This window comes from Paraburkholderia sp. LEh10 (assembly GCF_017814945.1).
Taxonomy (GTDB): domain Bacteria; phylum Pseudomonadota; class Gammaproteobacteria; order Burkholderiales; family Burkholderiaceae; genus Paraburkholderia.
On the sequence record NZ_JAGIPX010000022.1, the window covers coordinates 1 to 19,713 of the forward strand.

At 63.5% G+C, this 19,713-nt stretch carries 18 protein-coding genes and 1 pseudogene; 4 read left to right on the forward strand and 15 right to left on the reverse strand.

From position 1 onward, the window contains the following. Both J8I87_RS19295 and J8I87_RS46015 read right to left on the reverse strand, forming a co-directional pair. On the reverse strand, window positions 1-2,081 hold a 2,081-nt coding region (locus J8I87_RS19295), incomplete at its 3' end, for a YadA family autotransporter adhesin (protein WP_409518772.1). 33 nt (window positions 2,082-2,114) lie between these two features. Continuing rightward, window positions 2,115-2,471: pseudogene (locus J8I87_RS46015) on the reverse strand (ESPR domain-containing protein); the annotation flags it as partial. A gap of 302 nt (window positions 2,472-2,773) precedes the next feature. On the opposite strand from J8I87_RS46015, the gene J8I87_RS44785 reads away from it, so the two are divergent. Beyond that, a complete protein-coding gene (locus J8I87_RS44785) occupies window positions 2,774-3,034 on the forward strand; it encodes a hypothetical protein (RefSeq protein ID WP_245254018.1) in 261 nt (86 codons plus the stop codon). A gap of 122 nt (window positions 3,035-3,156) precedes the next feature. Beyond that, the gene (locus J8I87_RS44795) at window positions 3,157-3,534 is read left to right on the forward strand and encodes a hypothetical protein (RefSeq protein ID WP_245254019.1); all 378 of its coding nucleotides are present in this window, start codon (window positions 3,157-3,159) and stop codon (window positions 3,532-3,534) included. Window positions 3,535-3,748: 214 nt separating this feature from the next. Here J8I87_RS44795 and J8I87_RS19305 read toward each other — a convergent pair whose 3' ends face one another. The 9 genes from J8I87_RS19305 to J8I87_RS19345 all read right to left on the reverse strand — a co-directional run bounded on the left by J8I87_RS19305 (window position 3,749) and on the right by J8I87_RS19345 (window position 13,783). Beyond that, window positions 3,749-4,171 (reverse strand): CopD family protein, encoded by a 423-nt coding sequence (locus J8I87_RS19305; protein ID WP_209933343.1) that lies wholly within the window; start codon window positions 4,169-4,171, stop codon window positions 3,749-3,751. A 27-nt stretch (window positions 4,172-4,198) separates the two neighbouring features. Continuing rightward, complete coding sequence (locus J8I87_RS19310) at window positions 4,199-5,470, reverse strand: glutamate-5-semialdehyde dehydrogenase (protein WP_209933345.1); 1,272 nt, start codon at window positions 5,468-5,470, stop codon at window positions 4,199-4,201. A gap of 251 nt (window positions 5,471-5,721) precedes the next feature. Then, the gene (gene holA / locus J8I87_RS19315; RefSeq protein WP_209933346.1) at window positions 5,722-6,864 is read right to left on the reverse strand and encodes a DNA polymerase III subunit delta; all 1,143 of its coding nucleotides are present in this window, start codon (window positions 6,862-6,864) and stop codon (window positions 5,722-5,724) included. A 45-nt stretch (window positions 6,865-6,909) separates the two neighbouring features. Further along, window positions 6,910-7,461, reverse strand: coding sequence for an LPS assembly lipoprotein LptE (lptE, locus tag J8I87_RS19320; RefSeq protein ID WP_209933347.1), 552 nt, complete (start codon window positions 7,459-7,461; stop codon window positions 6,910-6,912). 42 nt (window positions 7,462-7,503) lie between these two features. Further along, complete coding sequence (gene leuS / locus J8I87_RS19325; RefSeq protein ID WP_209933348.1) at window positions 7,504-10,098, reverse strand: leucine--tRNA ligase; 2,595 nt, start codon at window positions 10,096-10,098, stop codon at window positions 7,504-7,506. Between the two features lie 394 nt (window positions 10,099-10,492). Then, entirely contained in the window at window positions 10,493-11,038 is a 546-nt protein-coding gene (locus tag J8I87_RS19330; protein WP_209933349.1) for an ExbD/TolR family protein, read from the reverse strand. Between the two features lie 80 nt (window positions 11,039-11,118). After that, window positions 11,119-11,856, reverse strand: coding sequence for a MotA/TolQ/ExbB proton channel family protein (locus J8I87_RS19335; RefSeq protein WP_209933351.1), 738 nt, complete (start codon window positions 11,854-11,856; stop codon window positions 11,119-11,121). Window positions 11,857-11,921: 65 nt separating this feature from the next. Next, window positions 11,922-12,719 carry a 4-hydroxy-tetrahydrodipicolinate reductase gene (gene dapB / locus J8I87_RS19340; protein WP_209933352.1) on the reverse strand — a complete coding sequence of 266 codons (798 nt, stop codon included), beginning with the start codon at window positions 12,717-12,719 and terminating at the stop codon, window positions 11,922-11,924. 212 nt (window positions 12,720-12,931) lie between these two features. Next, a complete protein-coding gene (locus J8I87_RS19345; RefSeq protein WP_209933353.1) occupies window positions 12,932-13,783 on the reverse strand; it encodes an outer membrane protein assembly factor BamE in 852 nt (283 codons plus the stop codon). A 150-nt stretch (window positions 13,784-13,933) separates the two neighbouring features. On the opposite strand from J8I87_RS19345, the gene fur reads away from it, so the two are divergent. Beyond that, complete coding sequence (fur, locus tag J8I87_RS19350; protein WP_209933354.1) at window positions 13,934-14,362, forward strand: ferric iron uptake transcriptional regulator; 429 nt, start codon at window positions 13,934-13,936, stop codon at window positions 14,360-14,362. A 123-nt stretch (window positions 14,363-14,485) separates the two neighbouring features. Here fur and J8I87_RS19355 read toward each other — a convergent pair whose 3' ends face one another. From J8I87_RS19355 to J8I87_RS19365, 3 genes are all read right to left on the reverse strand, one after another. Next, entirely contained in the window at window positions 14,486-14,998 is a 513-nt protein-coding gene (locus tag J8I87_RS19355) for an ureidoglycolate lyase (RefSeq protein WP_209933355.1), read from the reverse strand. A 39-nt stretch (window positions 14,999-15,037) separates the two neighbouring features. Then, the gene (alc, locus tag J8I87_RS19360) at window positions 15,038-16,048 is read right to left on the reverse strand and encodes an allantoicase (RefSeq protein ID WP_209933356.1); all 1,011 of its coding nucleotides are present in this window, start codon (window positions 16,046-16,048) and stop codon (window positions 15,038-15,040) included. 100 nt (window positions 16,049-16,148) lie between these two features. Beyond that, on the reverse strand, window positions 16,149-17,477 hold the full coding sequence (locus J8I87_RS19365; protein WP_209933358.1) for a C4-dicarboxylate transporter DctA: 1,329 nt from the start codon (window positions 17,475-17,477) through the stop codon (window positions 16,149-16,151). Window positions 17,478-17,727: 250 nt separating this feature from the next. On the opposite strand from J8I87_RS19365, the gene J8I87_RS19370 reads away from it, so the two are divergent. Beyond that, a complete protein-coding gene (locus J8I87_RS19370; protein ID WP_209933359.1) occupies window positions 17,728-18,417 on the forward strand; it encodes a FadR/GntR family transcriptional regulator in 690 nt (229 codons plus the stop codon). Window positions 18,418-18,656: 239 nt separating this feature from the next. Here the strand turns inward: J8I87_RS19370 and gap are convergent, their stop codons facing one another. Further along, on the reverse strand, window positions 18,657-19,667 hold the full coding sequence (gene gap, locus J8I87_RS19375) for a type I glyceraldehyde-3-phosphate dehydrogenase (protein WP_209933360.1): 1,011 nt from the start codon (window positions 19,665-19,667) through the stop codon (window positions 18,657-18,659). Between the last annotated feature and the right edge of the window lie 46 nt (window positions 19,668-19,713).

The window sequence follows — 19,713 nt, forward strand, 5'->3', positions numbered from 1 at the left end:
AAGCCCGCCGTGCCCAGCGTGGTCGAGTTCGCCACCGCGTTCGTCCCCAGCGCCACCGAGTTCGCCGTCGTCGCGCTCGCGTTGCCGCCGATCGCCACTGCGTTCACGCCCGTCGCCACCGAATCCGCCAGCGTCGAGTTCGCGTGGAAATACTTGATGCCGCCACCGTTGACGATGTTCGTCACCTGGTTGTTGATGTTCGTCACGCGACCATCGATGTTGGTGATTGCACCGCCCACGTTGTTGTACGTGTTGCCGCCGACTACATACGTCGGGTTGCTGATCGCACCCGTCGTCGAGTTGTAGGTCGAGCCACCGCCCAGCGCCGCGGCCGTCGCTGCACCGTCCGTGTTGACCTTCGCGTCTTCCGACTGCAGCTGGCTGACGTTGACCGCGTCCGTCGCAGCCGAACCCGCCGCCACGTTCGTCACGCGACGCTCGGCGCCTGCCTTGCCCACCGACACTTCACCATTGGCCGCCGACGCCGTGCCCGACAGCGTGCCGTTGCCCGGGTTATAACCCGCTGCGCTCAGGTTGGCCGTCGTGGTCGAGCCCGCACCCAGCGCCACCGAGTTCGCGGCCGTCGCGCTTGCGCCATTGCCCAGCGCCATCGCGTTCGATGCGCTTGCCACGGCAACCGGACCCACTGCCACGCTGTTCGCGCCCGAAGCCGTCGAATCGGCCAGCGTCGAGTTCGCGTGGAAGTACTTGATGCCGCCACCGTTGACGATGTTCGTCACCTGGTTGTTGATGCTGGTGACGTTATTGCCCAGGTTGTTGACCGTGTTGCTCAGGTTCGACACGTTGTTCGACACGTTCGACACGTTGTTCGAGACGTTGTTGACCTTCGCATCTTCCGACGTCAGCTGGCTCACGTTCACCGCGTCGGTCGGGTTCAGGCCCGCCGCCACGTTCGTGATCCGACGTTCTGCCCCTGCCTTGCCCACCGATACTTCACCGCCTGCGGCCGTCGACGCCGAGATCGTCGTGCCACCCACAGGCGTAAAGCCAGCCGTGCCCAGCGTCGTTGAATTTGCGACCGCGTTCGCACCCAGCGCGACGGAGTTGGCCGTCGTTGCGGATGAGAGATAGCCGACTGCGACGGCCCCGTTAGCGCTGGTGGTCGCGTAGGAGCCCAGCGCGGTACTGCTCGCCGCCATCGCAGCGGCATACGTTCCGAATGCGGCCTGGTTATTGGCACCTGCTACATTGAGCGTCTGTGCGCCATAGCCGATCGCCGTCGACGCGCCGCCACCTGCCGTCGCGTATGCGCCCACCACAGTATCGGCGTTGTACGATGCATACGATGCGTCACCGATGGCGATCGCATCAGCTGTGAGTATGCCGCTAGTGTATGAAGTCGCATTCGGGCCGATCGCGATCGATCCGGGAGAGCCCGACTTTGCGTCGTCTGTGCCGTCGTTCTTTCCGGCCGCCTTGAAATAGCGTGTCCCCTGACCGTTGTTAATGTTGGTAATCGACGTGTTCAGCTTGCCCAGCGCCGTATCGACCGTGCTGAATGCCGTGCCGATATCCGTCTTCGCACCCGAGGTGCCGTCAATCGAGTTCGCGTTCGCGAGCGCATAGCTCGGCGCGCTGATCGCGCCCGTCGTCGAGTTGTAGGTCGAGCCGCCGCCCAGCGCGGCTGCTGTGTTCGCACCGTTCGTGTTGACCTTCGCGTCTTCCGACTGCAACTGGCTCACGTTCACCGCGTCCGTCGCAGCCGCGCCCGCCGCCACGTTCGTCACGCGACGCTCGGCATCCGTCGAACCCACCGACACTTCACCGCCGGCTGCAGTCGCCGCCGAAAGCGTGGCCGAACCGGGGTTGTATCCCGAATTAGTCAGGGTTGTGGAATTGGCGACCGAGCCGGCGCCAAGTGCGACGGAATTTGATGTGGTTGCGCTGGCACCACTGCCCAGAGCGAGAGAATTAATGTTCGACGCAATGCTCGCGGCGCCGATGGCAACTGCCTGCGCGCCAGTCGCCTTTGCTGCCGCCATCTGGCCGCCACCGGCCTGCGTGGCCCCGATGGCAACGGACTGGGTTCCCGTGGCCGATGTACCGCCCCCCAGCGCCATCGCGCCCGCTGCTGAGGCATTTGCATGATCCCCGATAACGATAGCCGAGGTACCCGTTGCACTAGTAGAAGTACCGATTGCGATCGTATCGGTTCCATTCGCCAAAGTGTTACAACCCATGGCGAGGTAGTTCGTCCCCGATCCTCCGATGGTCGTCCCGGGGCAGTCGTCTCCCTTGATCATCGGTTCGCCATTGCTATTATTTATATAGAAGCTGGACGCGAATGCATGGCCGGCCATGCCGGTCGATAACGTCAGCGCAAGGATGGAAGCGACTGTCTTAGACTTGCTAGAGCTTGACGTCGATTTGCCCCGACCCTTCGCATTCTCCTGCACCGCCACCCAAGTCCCAGTTGATTCATTCCAGACTGACCGATAAGCCTTATTCATCTGTTACGTATTCCTAAATATATTGAAATCTTGTCAACGTGCAGAACGACGTTCCGGCACGCCAATGAAATAACCTCTCGCATCCGTCTGGCGAATGCGACGCTCACGCGAAAATTGAGTGTTTCGACCGGCTTCGAATGCGTGGCTGCCCGATGTGGCAACTTCGATCGCCGATGTTTGATTTGAAGATGAGAGGCCTACGAAAAACTACGGCGACTCTTCTTTTTCCCTACGACCCCCGAACTTTATTGTGATATAGCACGCGTCTGAATCGGACGACTCCTAATCCACACTTAAACCGCATGACGAATGCGCTGATACGCGACTTGTCGAGTGCCGACGCGGTGAACGGCGCGCAACTATTTGATGTTGCGCAAACAACGGCTAACGCCCTGGGTGTCGGCTCGACGGTGAACATCGGCGGCACGGTCAGGAACCCGACCTGCGTGATCGGCGGCATCAAGTACTTCCAGATGAGTTCGACACTCGCCGATTCGTCGGCGACGGGCGGGACTCGATGGCAGTCGAAGGCGCGGCATCGGCCGCGGCGCAGAGCGCGGTAGGAGTCGGCAGCCAGTCGACGGCAGCGTCGGTGAACTCCGTTGCAGTGGGCGGTGCGGCGACGGCCACGGGTTGAAATGCCAGCGCGATCGGAAGCAACTCGACGGCCTCGGCGGACAACTCGGTGGCATTGAGCGCAGGGTCGATGGCGGATCACGCCGACACGATGTCGATGGGCTCGACGGCTAACGAACGTCAGATCACCAACGTCGCGGCAGGCCCGCAAGGTACGGACGTCCTCAACGTCGATCAGTTAAACCAGACGGTCGCCCACGCGATAGACAACCTGCCCGCAGGCACGAGCGAGAAGGACTACACGAACCAGCGCTTCAACCCAATGCACCACACCGCGAACCAGATCGCGAAGAACGCGTACGCAGGTGCAGCCGCCGCGATGGCGATGCCGAACCTCACGCCGTCGGAGCCTCTGGCGACACGATCACCGCAACGGGGCGCGGGCATGTACAAGAACGGCTCGGCCGTTGACGTCGGAGCAGCGTAGCGTTCGCGTAACAACAAGCGGCTCGTCAACGGCGCAGCGTCGGTCACCTCGACGGTCGGCGCAGGCGTTCGCGCTCAAGTCGGTTACCCGTTCTAAACCGCTCGTGTGAAGCGGGCGCCCGAAGGTTCAGGCGCCCGCCCCACAAAAGCACAAAGCCCGGTTTGCTGAAAACAGCAAACCGGGCTTTTCAATTCTCGCCGCGCTGAAAGAAAGATCAGAACGGCTTGATCACCACCAGCGCCACGGCCGCCAGCATGCCGAGCACGGGAAGCTCATTGAACATCCGATACCACTTGTGCGAGCGTTTATTCCCACCGCGTTCGAAAGTCCGCAGCAACACGCCGCAATACGCGTGATAAACGATGAGCAGCACGACCACGCCAACCTTCGCGTGTATCCAGCCCTGCCCGCTACCGATTCCAACCGCCAGCCACAGCCACAGCCCGCACGCGAGCGCCGGCACAGCGATGATCGTCATGAAGCGAAACAGCTTGCGCGCCATGATCAATAGACGCTTCACCGCATTGGAATCCGTCTCCATCGCGAGATTCACGAAGATTCGCGGCAGATAGAACAGCCCCGCGAACCACGAAGCGACCAGAACGATGTGAAACGTCTTGATCCAAAGGAACGACATGATCTTGTTCTTATTCGACGTTCGGGTTTATTGGCGGCCTTCGCCGTGCCCCAGCACCACGTATTTCATCGACGTCAGCCCTTCCAGCCCGACGGGACCGCGCGCATGCAGCTTGTCGTTGGAAATGCCGATCTCCGCGCCGAGGCCGAATTCGAAGCCATCGGCGAAGCGCGTCGATGCGTTGACCATCACGCTCGCCGAATCCACTTCGCGCAAGAAGCGCATCGCGCGGTCGTGGTCTTCGGTGACGATCGCATCCGTGTGGTGCGAGCCGTATTCGTTGATGTGCTCGATCGCCTGATCGATGTTGTCGACCACTTTGACGGCCAGCACGGGCGCCAGATATTCGGTGCGCCAGTCTTCTTCCGTCGCATCGACGAGCGGCCCGACGCCCGCATCTTCAAGCAGCTTGCGCGCAGCAGGATCGACGCGCAGTTCCACGTCCTTGCCGCGATACAGCTTGCCGAGCGCCGGCAGCACTTGCGCCGCGATATCCCGCGCGACGAGCAGCGTCTCCATCGTGTTGCAGGTGCCGTAGCGGTGCGTCTTCGCGTTGTCGCACACGGTCATCGCCTTCACGATGTCCGCGCGGCCATCGACGTACACATGGCAAATGCCGTCGAGGTGCTTGATCATCGGCACGCGGCCTTCTTCGATCAGACGCGCGATCAGGCTCTTGCCGCCGCGCGGCACGATCACGTCGACGTACTCGGTCATCGTGATCAGCTTGCCGACGGCCGCTCGGTCCGACGTTTCGACCACTTGCACCGCTCCCTGCGGCAACCCCGCCTTTTCGAGCCCCTCGCCGATCAGCTTCGCGAGCGCCGTGTTGCATTCGAGCGCCTCGGACCCGCCGCGCAGAATCGTCGCGTTGCCGGACTTGAGGCACAGCGCCGCGGCGTCGATCGTCACGTTCGGCCGCGATTCGTAGATGATGCCGATCACGCCGAGCGGCACGCGCATCTGGCCGACCTGGATACCGCTCGGACGATACTTCAGATTGCTGATCTCACCGATCGGATCGGGCAGCGCGGCCACTTGCCGCAAGCCTTCGACCATCGTCTTCAGCGCCTTGTCCGACAGCGTCAGGCGATCGATGAAGGCAGCGTCGTGACCCTTGTCGCGGGCGCGCGTCAGATCGCGCGCGTTCGCTTCCTTCAATGCTTGTGTCTCACGCTCGATGGCGGCTGCAACGGCTTCGAGCGCGGCGTTCTTCGCCGCCGTCGACGCCCGCGCCATCGCACGCGATGCGTGGCGCGCGCGGCGGCCGAGGTCGGTCATGTACTGGTCGATATCCATGATGATTCCCGTTGTGCCGCGTGTTGCTTCAGTCTCCTCTGAAGCGCGGCGGACAATTTCTGTAAGCGGAACGTTGCGACGATTGTATGACGTGTGACAGTTGTCTGCTCGGCGTGCGAACGCCGTGTCACGTGCTGTGGAAGGCTGCCGCGCCGTGCTGGCTGACGATCGGAAGGCTTTGCCGCTGCGAGCACGACGGGTGAAGCACGCGAAGCAGCGAAGCGACCCGAATCGTCAGGCGATGCGACAGCCTACGACGGTCGGCGAATCGGCGACGGTCGCGCTGGCGCTGGCCGCCCGCCTGGCGCGGGCCGGGAAGGCTCGGCGTGGGTGCGCGATGCGGACGCGCCGGCGACCGTCATCGCGAGTTCAAAGAGTCCCGCCCACGGATCGGGCGGCGGATCGTTAAGATGATTGCCGGGCGTGCCGCCCGACAAGCCCTTCACCTGACGATCGAGCCTGGCCGCGAGCGTGAGCGCCTTTTCGAGCGCGGCTTCCGTCACACGCGACAGCGCCGGTCCGACGAGCCGCTCGCGCGGTCCCCACACACGGTTTTCGCGCAATAGCATTGCGAGCGGCTTGCCCGCTTCCACACCGCGCTTGATCCGCAACAGCGTGCGAATCTCTTCGACGACAGCCCACAGCACCAGCACGGCCGCTTCGCCTTCGCCCTTCAGACCGTCGAGCATCCGCGCGAGGCGGCCGACGTCGCCCGCCAGCATCGCTTCGTTGAGCTTGAACACGTCGTAGCGCGCGACGTTGAGCACCGCGTCATGGATCTGTTCGAACGTCAGCGCACCCGACGGATACAGCAGCCCAAGCTTCTGGATCTCCTGGTGCGCCGCAAGCAGATTGCCTTCGACGCGCTCCGCGATGAACTGCAACGCGCGCTTGCCGTCCTCGCCCGCCGCGACACGCTGGCCTTGCAGCGCGAGACGCTGCCCGACCCAGCCAGGCAACTGCGCACGTTCGACGGAATCGATTTTCAGCGCGACGCCCGCATCGGCCAGAGCCGTGAACCACGCGGCCTTTTGCGTCGCCGCGTCGAGGCGCGGCAGCGTGACGAGCGTCAGCACGTCTGGATTGGCCGAAGCGGCCAACGTCTTCAGCGCATCCGCGCCTTCCTTGCCGGGCTTGCCCGTCGGAATGCGCAGCTCGACAAGCTGCCGGTCGCCGAACAGCGACATCGACTGGCTTGCGCCGAGCAGCGAACTCCAGTCGAAGCCCCGCTCGACCGTGAACACCGCGCGATCCGTGAAGCCATTCGCGCGCGCTGTCGCGCGAATGCGGTCGCACGCCTCCTGCGCGAGCAGATGCTCGTCGCCGTACACGACGTACAAGCCGGCGAGTCCTTTCGCGAGATGCGCTTCGAGCGCGTCAAGACGCAGTTGCATGGCGACGAATGAGCGAGAGTGAAAACAGTGGTGCGAGGCAGTGGATCAAAGCGGCGGCGGCGGCAGCGGCGCGCGCGGCGAGACACCCGGCACGCCTTGGCCCGGCGCCGGATGCAGCGAACGCACGACGGCGAGACGCCGCATCAGCTGATCGACGGCGTCGTTCTGCATGTCCGCGTAGAGGATGTCCGATTCCGCCGCCTTCGCCTGTGAGAACTGGTCGCTATAGGTCATCGCGCGGTTCAACGCGATCGAGCTCGGCGGGATCAGCAGCGTGCCGTCCGCGCCCCGCAGCGTGTAGTTCAGCGAATAGTTCAGCGCGTATTCTTCGACGACGCCCAGCGAGTTCAGCGTCAGCACGCTGTTGCCGCGCGCTTCCACGACCTGCAGGATGGCGTCGGCATTGACGGGTGAATTCACGATCACCGTGTCGCTGCCGCCCTGCACCATGCGCGTCAGGCGCGCGGCGACGGCCGGCGTCGCCCCCGTGATGGCGAGGCGCTTGAACGCATAGTCCTGCTGGCCGCGCAGCTGGAAGCCGCACGCGGACAGCAGCACCGCGCTGCACGCCAGGGTCAGAAAAGATCTGCGAGTCACATGGGCTCCTGGTTCGCAGTTGAGGCGCTATCGCCGTGTCCGTCAGACGACGATGTTCACGAGGCGGCCCGGCACGACGATGACCTTCTTCGCCGGCTTGCCTTCGCTGAACTTCGCGAACATTTCGTGCGCGAGCGCCGCGGCCTCGATGGCTTCGCGCGACGCGTCCTTCGCGATCGTCACGGCGCCGCGCACCTTGCCGTTCACCTGCAGCACGAGTTCGATCTCGCTTTGCTCCAGCGCCTTCTCATCGACCTTCGGCCACGGCGCGTCGAGCAGCGAACCGAACTCGTCTGCGTAGCCGAGTTCCTGCCAAAGCTGGAACGTGATGTGCGGCACGACGGGGTACAGCACGCGCAGCAGCACGCCATAAGTTTCACGCAGCACCACGGCGCTCGCGGTCTTCGCGCTTTCAATCGCGTTGAGCATTTTCATCGCCGCCGACACGACCGTGTTGTACTGCAGACGCTGGTAGTCGAAATCGGCCTGCTTCAGCACGCTATAGATTTCGCGGCGCAGCGTCTTCTCCGTATCGGGAAGCGTGGTGACCGCAAACGTGTCGCGCTGCGACAGCGCCGCTTCGTTCGCCTGGCCGAATGCCCACACGCGACGCAGGAAGCGGCTCGCGCCCTCGACGCCCGCGCCCGACCACTCGAGCTGCTGCTCGGGCGGCGCGGCGAACATCGTGAACAGACGCGCAGTGTCCGCGCCGTACTGGTCGATCAGCACCTGCGGATCGACGCCATTGTTCTTCGACTTCGACATCTTCTCGACGCCGCCCAGCACGACGGGCTGGCCGTCCGCGTTCAGCGTCGCGCCGAGCGGGCGGCCCTTGTCGTCGTGCGTGACGGTCACATCCGCCGGGTTGTACCAGGTCTTCTTGCCCGCGTCGTTTTCGCGGTAGTAGGTTTCGTTGAGCACCATGCCCTGCGTGAGCAGGTTCTTCGCCGGCTCGCCGAACTTCACGATGCCCAGATCGCGGCAAACCTTCGCCCAGAAACGCGAGTACAGCAGGTGAAGAATCGCATGCTCGATGCCGCCGATGTACTGATCCATCGGCATCCAGTAGTCGGTGCGCTCGTCGACCATCGTCTTCGCGTCGGGAGCCGCGTAGCGATAGAAGTACCAGGACGAATCGACGAACGTGTCCATCGTGTCGGTTTCGCGCTTCGCAGCCGCGCCGCACTTCGGACACGTGCAGTTCAGGAACGCTTCGGACTTCGCGAGCGGATTGCCCGTGCCGTCCGGCACGAGATCTTCCGGCAGCACGACGGGCAGATCCTTCTCAGGCACGGGCACGTCGCCGCACGACGGGCAGTGGATGATCGGGATCGGCGTGCCCCAGTAGCGCTGGCGCGAGATGCCCCAGTCGCGCAGACGCCAGGTGACCTGCTTGTCGCCGAGGCCGAGCGCCTTCAGATCCGCCGCGATGGCATCGACGGCTTCGCTGTAATTCAGGCCGTCGTACTTGCCGCTGTTGACGAGGACGCCGTTTTCCTTGTCTCCGTACCATTCCTGCCATGCGTCCGTCGAGAACAGCTGGCCTTCCACGGCCACGACCTGCTTGACGGGAATGCCGTACTTCTTCACGAACGCGAAGTCGCGCTCGTCGTGCGCGGGCACGCCCATCACCGCGCCTTCGCCGTAGCTCATCAGCACGTAGTTGCCGATCCAGACTTCGACTTTTTCCTGCGTCAAAGGATGCGTGACGTAGAAACCCGTCGGCATGCCCTTCTTTTCCATCGTCGCGATGTCGGCTTCGGCGACGCCGCCGTGCTTGCATTCGTCGATGAACGCGAGCAGTTCCGGCTTGCCTTGCGCGAGGCGCGTCGCGAGCGGGTGCTCGGCGGCGACCGCGCAGAACGTCACGCCCATGATCGTGTCGGCGCGTGTCGTGAACACGCGCAGCAGCTTGCGCTCGCCGTCGATTTCATACGGGAAGCCGAAGTTCACGCCGAAGCTCTTGCCGATCCAGTTCTGCTGCATGACCTTCACGCGCTCGGGCCAGCCGAGGCCGTCGAGATCGTTCAGCAGTTCATCCGCGTACTGCGTGATGCGCATGTAGTACATCGGGATTTCGCGCTTCTCGACGAGCGCGCCCGAGCGCCAGCCGCGGCCGTCGATCACCTGCTCGTTCGCGAGCACGGTCTGATCGACGGGGTCCCAGTTCACGGTGCCCGTCTTCTTGTATGCGATGCCCTTCTCCAGCATCTTCAGGAAGATCCACTGGTTCCACTTGTAGTAGTCGGGGCTGCAGGTGGCGACTTCGCGCGACCAGTCGATCGCGAGACCCATCGACTGCATCTGCTTCTTCATGTACGCGATGTTGTCGTACGTCCACTTCGCGGGCGGCACCCCATTGGCCATCGCGGCGTTTTCGGCGGGCATGCCGAACGCGTCCCAGCCCATCGGCATCAGCGTGTTGTAGCCGTTCATCCGCAGATAGCGGTACATCACGTCGTTGATCGTGTAGTTGCGAACGTGCCCCATATGCAGCTTGCCCGACGGATACGGCAGCATCGAAACGCAATAGAACTTCGGCTTGTCGGCCTTTTCCGTCGTTTTGTACGCGTCGGTCGCGCGCCATTGTCCTTGCGCGGCGGACTCGACGTCGGAGGGAACGTATTTTTCGTGCATGGTGTGATGGGATCGCTGTTCGGTGCCGCTGTTCAGTGCTTCGGCACCGCCACGGTGCTCTGCTTGATGAAATGTCTCGTCGGTTCCCCTTTCTTCAAGGGGAAAGGGCTGATTATACCGTTCGGCCGGGTTCACGCCGCGCGCGATGCGGGGGCGCAGCGCGTTATTGCGCGCCGATTGGACGTGTTCGACGGCGAATGCTGGCTGTTTGGCCTGGCGTGCCGTGCCGACGGGTTCGTCGATTTGCCCCGAATGGCTTGCCGGATCGCTTGTCGGATGGCTTGTCGAGTCGCCGCTTGCCGGATGGCTTGCCGAATCGCTTGCCGGATAGTTCGCTGAATGGCTTGCTGGGTGACTCGCTGAATCGTTTGCCGAACGACTCCCGCAGGACGGTTCAGCGGGCGGCCGGCACACCGCCCTCCGGCGGCGCTTGGGGCGCGGTTTGGGGCGCGGTTTGGGGCGCGGCTTGCGCCGCGTTCGCGCCGCCCGCTTCACCGCCCTTTGCCCCGCCCGCGCCGGCATTGCCCGCCGGCGGCTCCGTCACGAAACCGATCCGCTCCAGTCCCGCCTGCTGTGCCGCGCCCATCACCTGCGCGATCACCTCGTAGCGCGTCGAGCGCTCGGCGCGCAGATGAATCTCCGGCTGCGCCGTCTGCTTGCCCGCGTCGTTGAACTGGGCGCGCATCTGTTCGAGCGTGATGGGCTTGTCGTTCCAGTAGAGCTTGCCCGCCGCATCGATCGACAACGTGATGGTCTGCGGCGTCTCGCGCGCCTCGGCGGCCGCGACGCGCGGCAGATCCAGCCGGATCGCGTGCGTGAACAGCGGCGCCGTAATGATGAAAATGACGAGCAGCACGAGCATCACGTCGATCAGCGGCGTCATGTTGATGTCCGCCATCGGCGCGGCCGTCTTGTGCCTGTCGAGTCCGCCGAATGCCATATTCCGTGCCTCGTTCCTCGCGTTGAAGCCTGCTGTCTCGTCCGCGCCTGGCGGCGCGTCGACATGCGCGTCGTACGGCCCTACGCCTGCGTCCGCGCGGGCGAACGCCTGCCGTGACCGTCCCGCGTGTCGCCGCGCTGGGCGTCGTGTGCTTCGCCCGCAGGCGCGCAGACATACGCGTGCAGATCGTGCGCGAAGCCATCGAGTTCCTCAGACAACTGCCGCACCATCCGCCCCAGCACGTTATAGGCAAGCACGGCGGGAATCGCGACGACGAGACCGAATGCCGTCATGATGAGCGCTTCACCGACAGGCCCCGCGACGTTTTCGATCATCGCCTGCCCGCTCTGCGCAATGCTGCCGAGCGCGTGATAGATGCCCCATACGGTCCCGAGCAGTCCGACGAACGGCGCGGTGCTGCCCACCGACGCCAGCAGCACTTGCCCGAATTCCAGCCGCCGCTGCGAGCGGTGCAGCGCCTGGCGCAGCGCGCGCAACACGCGTTCACTGCGCTCGACACGCGCGAGCAGCACGCCCGGCGACTCGACTTCCGAAGCCTGCAGCGCCGCCTCCGCCAACGGAGAAAAGATATGCTCGCGATCCGCGCGGCGCAGCGCGGCGACGCCATCGGAAAGCGTCGGCGCCTGCCAGAAAAGCGCAATGGCGCGCGGCCCCTGGCGCTTCGCGCGCCCGAGCATCCAGCTCTTGACGATCAGGAAACACCAGCTCGCAATCGACATCGCCAGCAGCACATACGTGACGCCATGCGTGATGGCGTCGCTGGATTGCAGGTAGTGGATGATGCCTGTATTTGCCATCGGAACTCGCCGTTCGCCTCGGCTGCTACAGCGCCTCAGCGCGTGGAAAGAGGCTCGCGCGGGACTTAACGCAAGCCCAGCACGTCCTGCATGTCGAACAGACCCTTCTGATGGCCTTCGAGGAAACGCACTGCGCGCAGCGCGCCTTGCGCATACGACAGCCGGCTCGCCGACTTGTGCGTGATCTCGATGCGCTCGCCGATGCCGGCGAACAGCACGGTATGGTCGCCGACGATATCGCCGCCGCGAATCGCCGAGAAACCGATGGTCGACGGATCGCGTTCGCCCGTCACGCCCTCGCGCGCGTAGACGGCGCAATCGTCGAGCTTGCGGCCAAGCGCGCTGGCGATCACTTCGCCCATCGTCAGCGCTGTGCCCGACGGCGCATCGACCTTGTGACGGTGATGCGCCTCGATGATTTCGATGTCGTAGCCATGCGAAAAATGCTTCGCGGCGAATTCGAGCAGCTTCATCGTCACGTTCACGCCGACGCTGAAGTTCGACGCGAAGACGATGCCGATCTTTTCAGACGCGGCGCGAATCTGCGCCTTTTGCGCGTCGTCGAAACCCGTCGTGCCGACCACGAGCTTCGTGTTCGTGCGCAGCGCGGCCTCGATGTGCGCGAGCGTGCCCTCGGGACGCGTGAAATCGATCAGATAGTCGGATTGCGCAAGCACGGCGTCGATATCGTCCGAGATCGGCACACGCGTCTCTTTACCCAGAAACGCTCCTGCATCCTGACCGAGTTGCGCTGAGCCTGTGCGATCGAGCGCGCCCGACAGCGACGCTTCAGGATCGTTGAGGACGGTTTCGATGAGCATCCGGCCCATGCGGCCCGACGCGCCGGCGATAGCAATTTTCATGTGTAGTCCAGCAAGCAGCGCCGAAAGACGGCACTGTTAGCCAGCGCGTCGATCGGCGACGAAAGAAACGAAGCGAGCGATGCCCGCCCAAGCGCGAAACCCGACAACAATCGACAACAATCGACAACGAGCGGCTACACGAGGCGAGGGCGCATCGCGGGATGACACATGACGGACGAACGCGCCCGCCCGTCATGTTAGGGACAACGGAATCAGCCGCCCGTTCCCGTGTTGGTCTGCGATGACGACTGCGACGACGTGACAGGCGCGCTCTTTTGCTGACCGTTGTTGCTTTGCGGACCCGTCGGGCCAACCGGGTTGTCGCTCGGAACGCCCTGCATCTGCGGCGGCGGCGGACGCGTGAAGCGGAACTGCGGCTTGCCCGGCTCCGTCGAGTTTTGCGGCACTCCGCCATTCGACGGCGGAGTGCCCGCGCGCACCGACGGCGTCGTGCCGGGCGCCGGTGGCGGCACGGCATTGGTCAGTCGGTTCGCGGCCTGCGCGGCCTGCGCGTTCGGATCGACGACGGGCAGATTACCCGCCTGCGCCGCGTCGGACGTCGCGGAGCGCACCGTGTCAGGCGTGACGGCGGGTGCCGGCGCAGCCGCAACGGGCGCGCTCGCCGCGGCCGAGTCGCTCGCGACGACTACCGGGGCCTTCACCTTCTTGCCGCTGCGGTCGCCGTCGATATCGGCGAGCAGCTCAAGGTTCGACGGCAGGTCCTCACCGCCCGACCAGCTCGCGACGCGATCACCCGAGAAATTCACGATGAAGTCACGCTGCTGGACGACGGACGTCGACCCGCGCTTGAAATAGAAGACGTAGTCCCAGCGATCGGCGTGGAACATGTCGGAGAGCAGCGGCGTGCCAAGCACCTGCTTGACCTGCGCGCGCGACATGCCGACCTGCATCTGGGCGGCCATTTCCTTCGACACGAAGTTGCCCTGAACCACGGTGATGCGGTACGGGGTGATGCTTTGGGCGACGCGCTGCGTCAGGCTGTCGTATGTGGAACATCCAGCCAGAACCGCCACAGCGGCAGCGACGACCAAGGTACGGCGCATGCTGCTCCCCCGGTTGATCAATAGAGCTTTTGGAATCATTTCCCCCACCGTGCGGGCTTCCCGAGCCGCGCGAGTTTCCGTCAAAGATGACCTGAACAGCAATTCACATTACTATTAGAACCCTGCATTGTACTCTAGGGATCCCTTGCCATGACCAATCCAACCGATCTGAAAAATATCGGACTCAAGGCGACCCTACCGCGCCTCAAGATTCTGGAAATTTTTCAGCACAGCCCGGTGCGCCATCTGACCGCCGAAGACGTCTACCGTAGCCTGCTGCATGAAGAACTGGATATCGGCCTCGCCACGGTATATCGCGTGCTCACGCAGTTCGAGCAGGCGGGTCTGCTGTCGCGCAGCAACTTCGAGTCGGGTAAAGCCGTTTTTGAGCTGAACGAAGGGACGCACCACGACCATCTCGTGTGCATCGACTGCGGTCTTGTCGAAGAATTTTTCGACCCCGAGATCGAGAACCGCCAGCAGGCGATCGCGAAGGAACGCGGCTTCAAGCTGCAGGAACACGCGCTCGCACTTTATGGCGCATGCACGAAGGACAAGTGCCCGCATCGCAAGCATTGATGCGCTCAGGGACGCGTTCGGGGACGCGGCCCGTGCAGATTCGCCAGCAGGACGCAGAAAGGCCCGGTCGATGAACATCGGCCGGGCCTTTTGCTTAGCTCAGTCGACGGCCGTCAGCGTAACTCAAACGGCCAGCGCTTCGAACGATTCGCGCGCGAGGCGCCAGCTTTGCGGCAACGGCGCCTCGTCGCAATTCGGCCCTTCTCCGCCGCGATCGATCACGAGGAAGTCGCTCACGCGCTCAAGCGCCAGCAGCGGATGATGCCAGACGCCCTTTGCATAATTGACGCCCTGCCAGCCGCGCGTCGAAAACGCTCTGAGCTTCGACGGGTCCAGTTCGCCCGCCGGCGCGACGACGATCAGATAAGGCGCATCCGACAGCGGCACGAACGCCTGGCTGCCGAGGGGATGCCGCTCCATCATCGCGATATCGATCGGCCATGAGCGCGGCTGCGCACGGAACACGTTGATGAGCGGACGGCCGCCCTGCGTGCTCACGTCGACTTTCGCCAGGTCGTGATAGCGCTCGGTCGTGCCTCCGTTGATCGGATAGTGGCGCGCGCCTTCCAGTTCGATCACGTCGCCGAATGGGGCAAACGCTTCGCGCGTCAGGCGCTCGATGCGCAGTGTGTTCATGGCCGTCTCCGTCGATGATGTGTGCCCGTGCAGCGTGCGTTATTCGAGTTCGCCCCACAGACGCAGGCGCGACACACCGCCGTCCGGGAAGATGTTGAAGCGCACATGCGTCACCGGGCCGAGCGCGGCGAGTTCCGCGCTGAACGTGTGCACGTTGTCCATCTCGAGCTTCTGCTCGGGCAACAGGACGGGCCAGAACATCGCTTGCGTGACGAGCGAGTCGTCGGTGCCGCCCGTGACGGACGCCGCCTGCAGCGAGCAGCGGTCCGGGAAGTTGCCCTTGAAATGCGCCGTGTCGACTTCGACCTTGCGGATCACGCCCGGCCGCGCGAGCGCGACGATAGCCCAGTCGTTGCCCGGCTCGCGGCGGCGCCGCGTTTCCCAGCCGTCGCCCATGTTCACGCCGCGCCCGGGCATCAGGATCTGCGAAGCCGGCCCGAAATGCTGGTTGTTCGCCGCGACCAGATACGCGCCGTTTTCGATTGCCGCCAGATCGATCAGGCTGCCGCGCTCGATGCGGTCCCAGTCGCGCTTCGGCTGTCCGTAGACACGCAGACGCGCGAGGCCGCCGTCCGGATACAGGTTCACGCGCAGATGCGTGAACGCGCGCGTATCGCCGACTTCGACGTAGTGGTGCTGATTGCCTTGCAGCGTGGTCGCGGGGACGATGGTTTGCCAGTCGGCATGGTCGGCGGGAAGGTCGTCGTCGCAATAGCACGCCTCGATCGACGCCGCCGGCGGGAAATTGCCCGTGAAGTGGCTCGTGTCGAGGTCGACGCCGTGCACGATGCCCGGCCGCGCGAGCCGCACGACGCAGTAGTCGTGGCCCGTGGTGCGCTTGCGGCGCGTCTCCCAGCCGTCCATCCACTTGCCGTGGTCGTCGTACTTGCCGGGGATGAATACGGCCGGCTGCGGGTCGAGCATCCGTTCTTTCGGCGCGAAGAATTCGTCGCTGGCGAAGAGCGCCTTCGCGCCCAGACGCGGGTCGGCGAGATTCATGTAACGGCGGGTGAAGGCGGGTGCGTTCGGATCGAGAATCGGATTGGCCATGATCGGTTCAGTCTTCAGTCGGTGAGGTGATGTGTTGCGGCGGACCTTGCGAGCCCGCCGCCGTTGCCATTGTTGGTCGGTCAGATGGCGGAAAGCGGTGTCAGACAGCGTGCGCCGGGTTCGCGTGGCCCGCTTCGCCGTCGAGATCGGTGCTGGTCGGCACGAAGCGGTAGTCGCTGTCGAGGTTCAGCACACGGTGGGCGCGCGCCTTGTCAATATCGTTCTCCCACACGCCGACGACGACTGTCGCGACGCAGTTGCCGATCAGATTCGTCAGCGCACGCGCGATGCCGACAAACCAGTCGACGGGCAGGATCAGCACGAGGCCGAGCACGGGAATCGCCGGAATCGCGGAGAGCGTCGCCGCGAGAATCACGATTGCGGAGCCGGGAATGCCGTGCGCGCCTTTCGACGTAATCAGCGAGACCAGCACGACGACGATCAGATCGTGCGTCGAAAGCGGTGTATTCGTCGCCTGCGCGATGAAGATGACGGCGAGCGTCAGATAGATCGAGAAGCCGTCGAGATTGAACGAGTAGCCGGTCGGGATCACGAGGCCGACCGTCGAATCCTTCACGCCCATCCATTCGAGCTTGCGCATGATCTGCGGCAGCACGGCGTCGGACGAAGCGGTGCCGAGCACGATCGACAGCTCTTCGCGCAGATAGCGGATCAGCTTGAACACGCTGAAACCGGCCAGACGCATCACGACGCCGAGCACGACGGCAACGAAGACGATGCAGCTCGCGTAGAACACGACGACGAGCATGCCGAGCTGCTTCAGCGACGCGACGCCATACGTGCCCGTGGTGAACGCGATCGCGCCCAGCACGCCGAGCGGCGCGAGCTTGATGATGAAGCTCATCACGCGGAAGAACACTTGCGCGAGCTCGTCGATCAGACTGTTGACGAGCTTCGCGCGCGGCCCGAGCAGCGACAGCGCAGAGCCGACCAGCACCGAGAACACGAGGATCTGCAGAATGTCGCCCTTCGCGAATGCATCGATCGCCGTGTCGGGGATGATCTTCAGCAGGAAGCCTGCCGTGTCCTTCAGGCTCTTCGCATGCTCCGTGTAGGTGGCGAGCGACGCGGCGTCGAGCGAATGCAGATCGATGTTCATGCCGACGCCCGGCCGCGTCACATACGCGAGCACCGCGCCGATCACGAGCGCGATCGTCGTCATGATTTCGAAGTAGACGACCGCCTTCAGGCCGACGCGCCCCACTTTTTTCAGATCGCCGGCGTGCGCCATCCCGCTGACGACGACGCAGAACACGATCGGCCCGATCACCATCTTGATCAGTTTGAGAAATCCATCGCCCAACGGGCGCAGGGACTGCGCGAAATGCGGAAACAGTGCGCCGATCACGATGCCCGCCACCAAAGCGATCACCACCCGGCCAAACAGCGAATTGAAGAACTTCAACACGGCTTTCTCCCGGTCAGGAATTGAGTCTGCAGTACGGTTTCAGCACCTGTTCATACTGGTCCGACCAGTACTGTTATGGCGAATAGTAGGAAGCCGATATAGTGAGGTCAAGGATTCTCGGACCGGTGTTTACCCGCTCTGGTCTGACCGGCCTTCTCGCGCGAAACTTGCATTGCAAAGGCGATTTGCGCGAAGCGATCGAAGCCGTTCTACAATACTGGTCAGACCGCACTGAACCGCCGACGAACTCATGAAAAACGTCCCGCATACCGTCACCGACGCCGCCATCGCGACGATCCGCGAGAGGATCGAAGGCGGCGCTTACCCTGTCGGGAGCCTGCTGCCTGCGCAGCGGCAATTGTCGGAGGAACTGGATATCAGCCGGGCGTCGCTGCGCGAGGCGCTATCGACGCTCGAAGCACTCGGCATGCTGACGATCCGTCCCGGCAAAGGCGTGTATGTGCAGTCGACGAAGGCATCGTCGGCGCATCCGTGGCGTTTTGCGGACCAGTCGTCGCTGCCGGACACGTACCAGATGCGTTTCGCGCTGGAAGGGTTTGTCGCGCGGATGGCGGCGCTCGCGATCGGCGACGACGACGTCGAATGGTTCGAGGACAACATCGCGGCGCTGCATGGCGCGCTTACCAACGGCGAGCTCGATGAGGCGGCGCAACTCGATTTCGACTTTCATATGCGCATCGTCAATATCGCGGGCAACGCGGCGATCGAGTCGATCTTGCGGAGCAGCGCCGACATCATGAAGGAAAGCCAGCGCATGCCGTTTTACCGGCGCGAGTTGGTGCTATCGACGTATCACGAGCATCGCGCGATTCTCGATGCGTTGAAGACGCATGATCCGCACGCCGCCGGCAAGGCGATCGAGAAGCATATTGCCAATGCGGCGCAGCGGGCGGGGGTTTATTTTCCGACGCCGCAGTGACGTTTTGGTCTGCGACGGCCTCGCGATCTGCGACGGCTTGTTTGGTTTAGTTCATTCTTGGCCTGCGCGGGCATGGCGCAATGCGATTTGCTTTGGCTTTTGCCGGCATCCGCGATTGCGCATCGCATCGCGGATGCCAGCGACAGCGGCAATACACAAACCGCATTCGCGGATGCCAACGTGCACCACAAAGAAAAAGCCGCCCCGAAGAGCGGCTTCTTCACTGAAAGCAAAAAAACTTACTTCGCGTTAGCGAGAGCAACCGCCGTATCCAGCATGCGGTTCGAGAAGCCCCACTCGTTGTCGTACCAGCTCGACACCTTCACCAGACGGCCCGACACCTTGGTCAGCGTCGCATCGAACGTCGACGAAGCCGGGTTGTGGTTGAAGTCGATCGACACCAGCGGCGCCGAGTTGTAGCCGAGGATGCCCTTCAGCGCGCCTTCCGATGCTTCCTTCATGATCGCGTTGACTTCATCGACGGTCGTGTCGCGCTTCGCGATGAACGACAAGTCGACGATCGACACGTTGATGGTCGGGACGCGAATCGCGTAACCATCCAGCTTGCCGTTCAGTTCCGGCAGAACGAGGCCGACAGCCGATGCAGCGCCCGTCTTCGTCGGGATCTGGCTGTGCGTGGCCGAACGCGCGCGGCGCAGGTCTTCGTGGTAGACGTCGGTCAGCACCTGGTCGTTCGTGTACGCGTGAATCGTGGTCATCAGACCCGTTTCCAGACCGATCTTGTCATTCAGCGGCTTGACGAGCGGCGCGAGGCAGTTCGTCGTGCACGATGCGTTCGAGATGACCGTGTGCTCGGCCTTCAGCGTGTTGTGGTTCACGCCGTAGACGATCGTTGCGTCGACGTCCTTGCCGCCCGGCGCCGAGATGATCACCTTCTTCGCGCCGCCCTTGATGTGTGCGCTCGCCTTTTCCTTCGTCGTGAAGAAGCCCGTGCATTCCATCACGACATCGACGCCCAGCTCGCCCCACGGCAGTTCAGCCGGGTTGCGGTTCGCCAGCACGCGGATCTTGTCGCCGTTGACGATCAGGTTCTCGCCGTCGACGCTCACTTCGCCCGGGAACTTGCCGTGCGCCGTGTCGTACTGGGTCAGGTGCGCGTTGGTCTTGGCGTCGCCAAGGTCGTTGATCGCGACGATCTCGAGATCATGCTTCTTGCCGTTTTCATAGAAGGCGCGCAGCGTGTTGCGGCCGATCCGGCCATAGCCGTTGATTGCGACGCGAATCGTCATGTTCTATCTCCTGATGACTAAAAAATTCTTCCGTGATGCTTCGTCT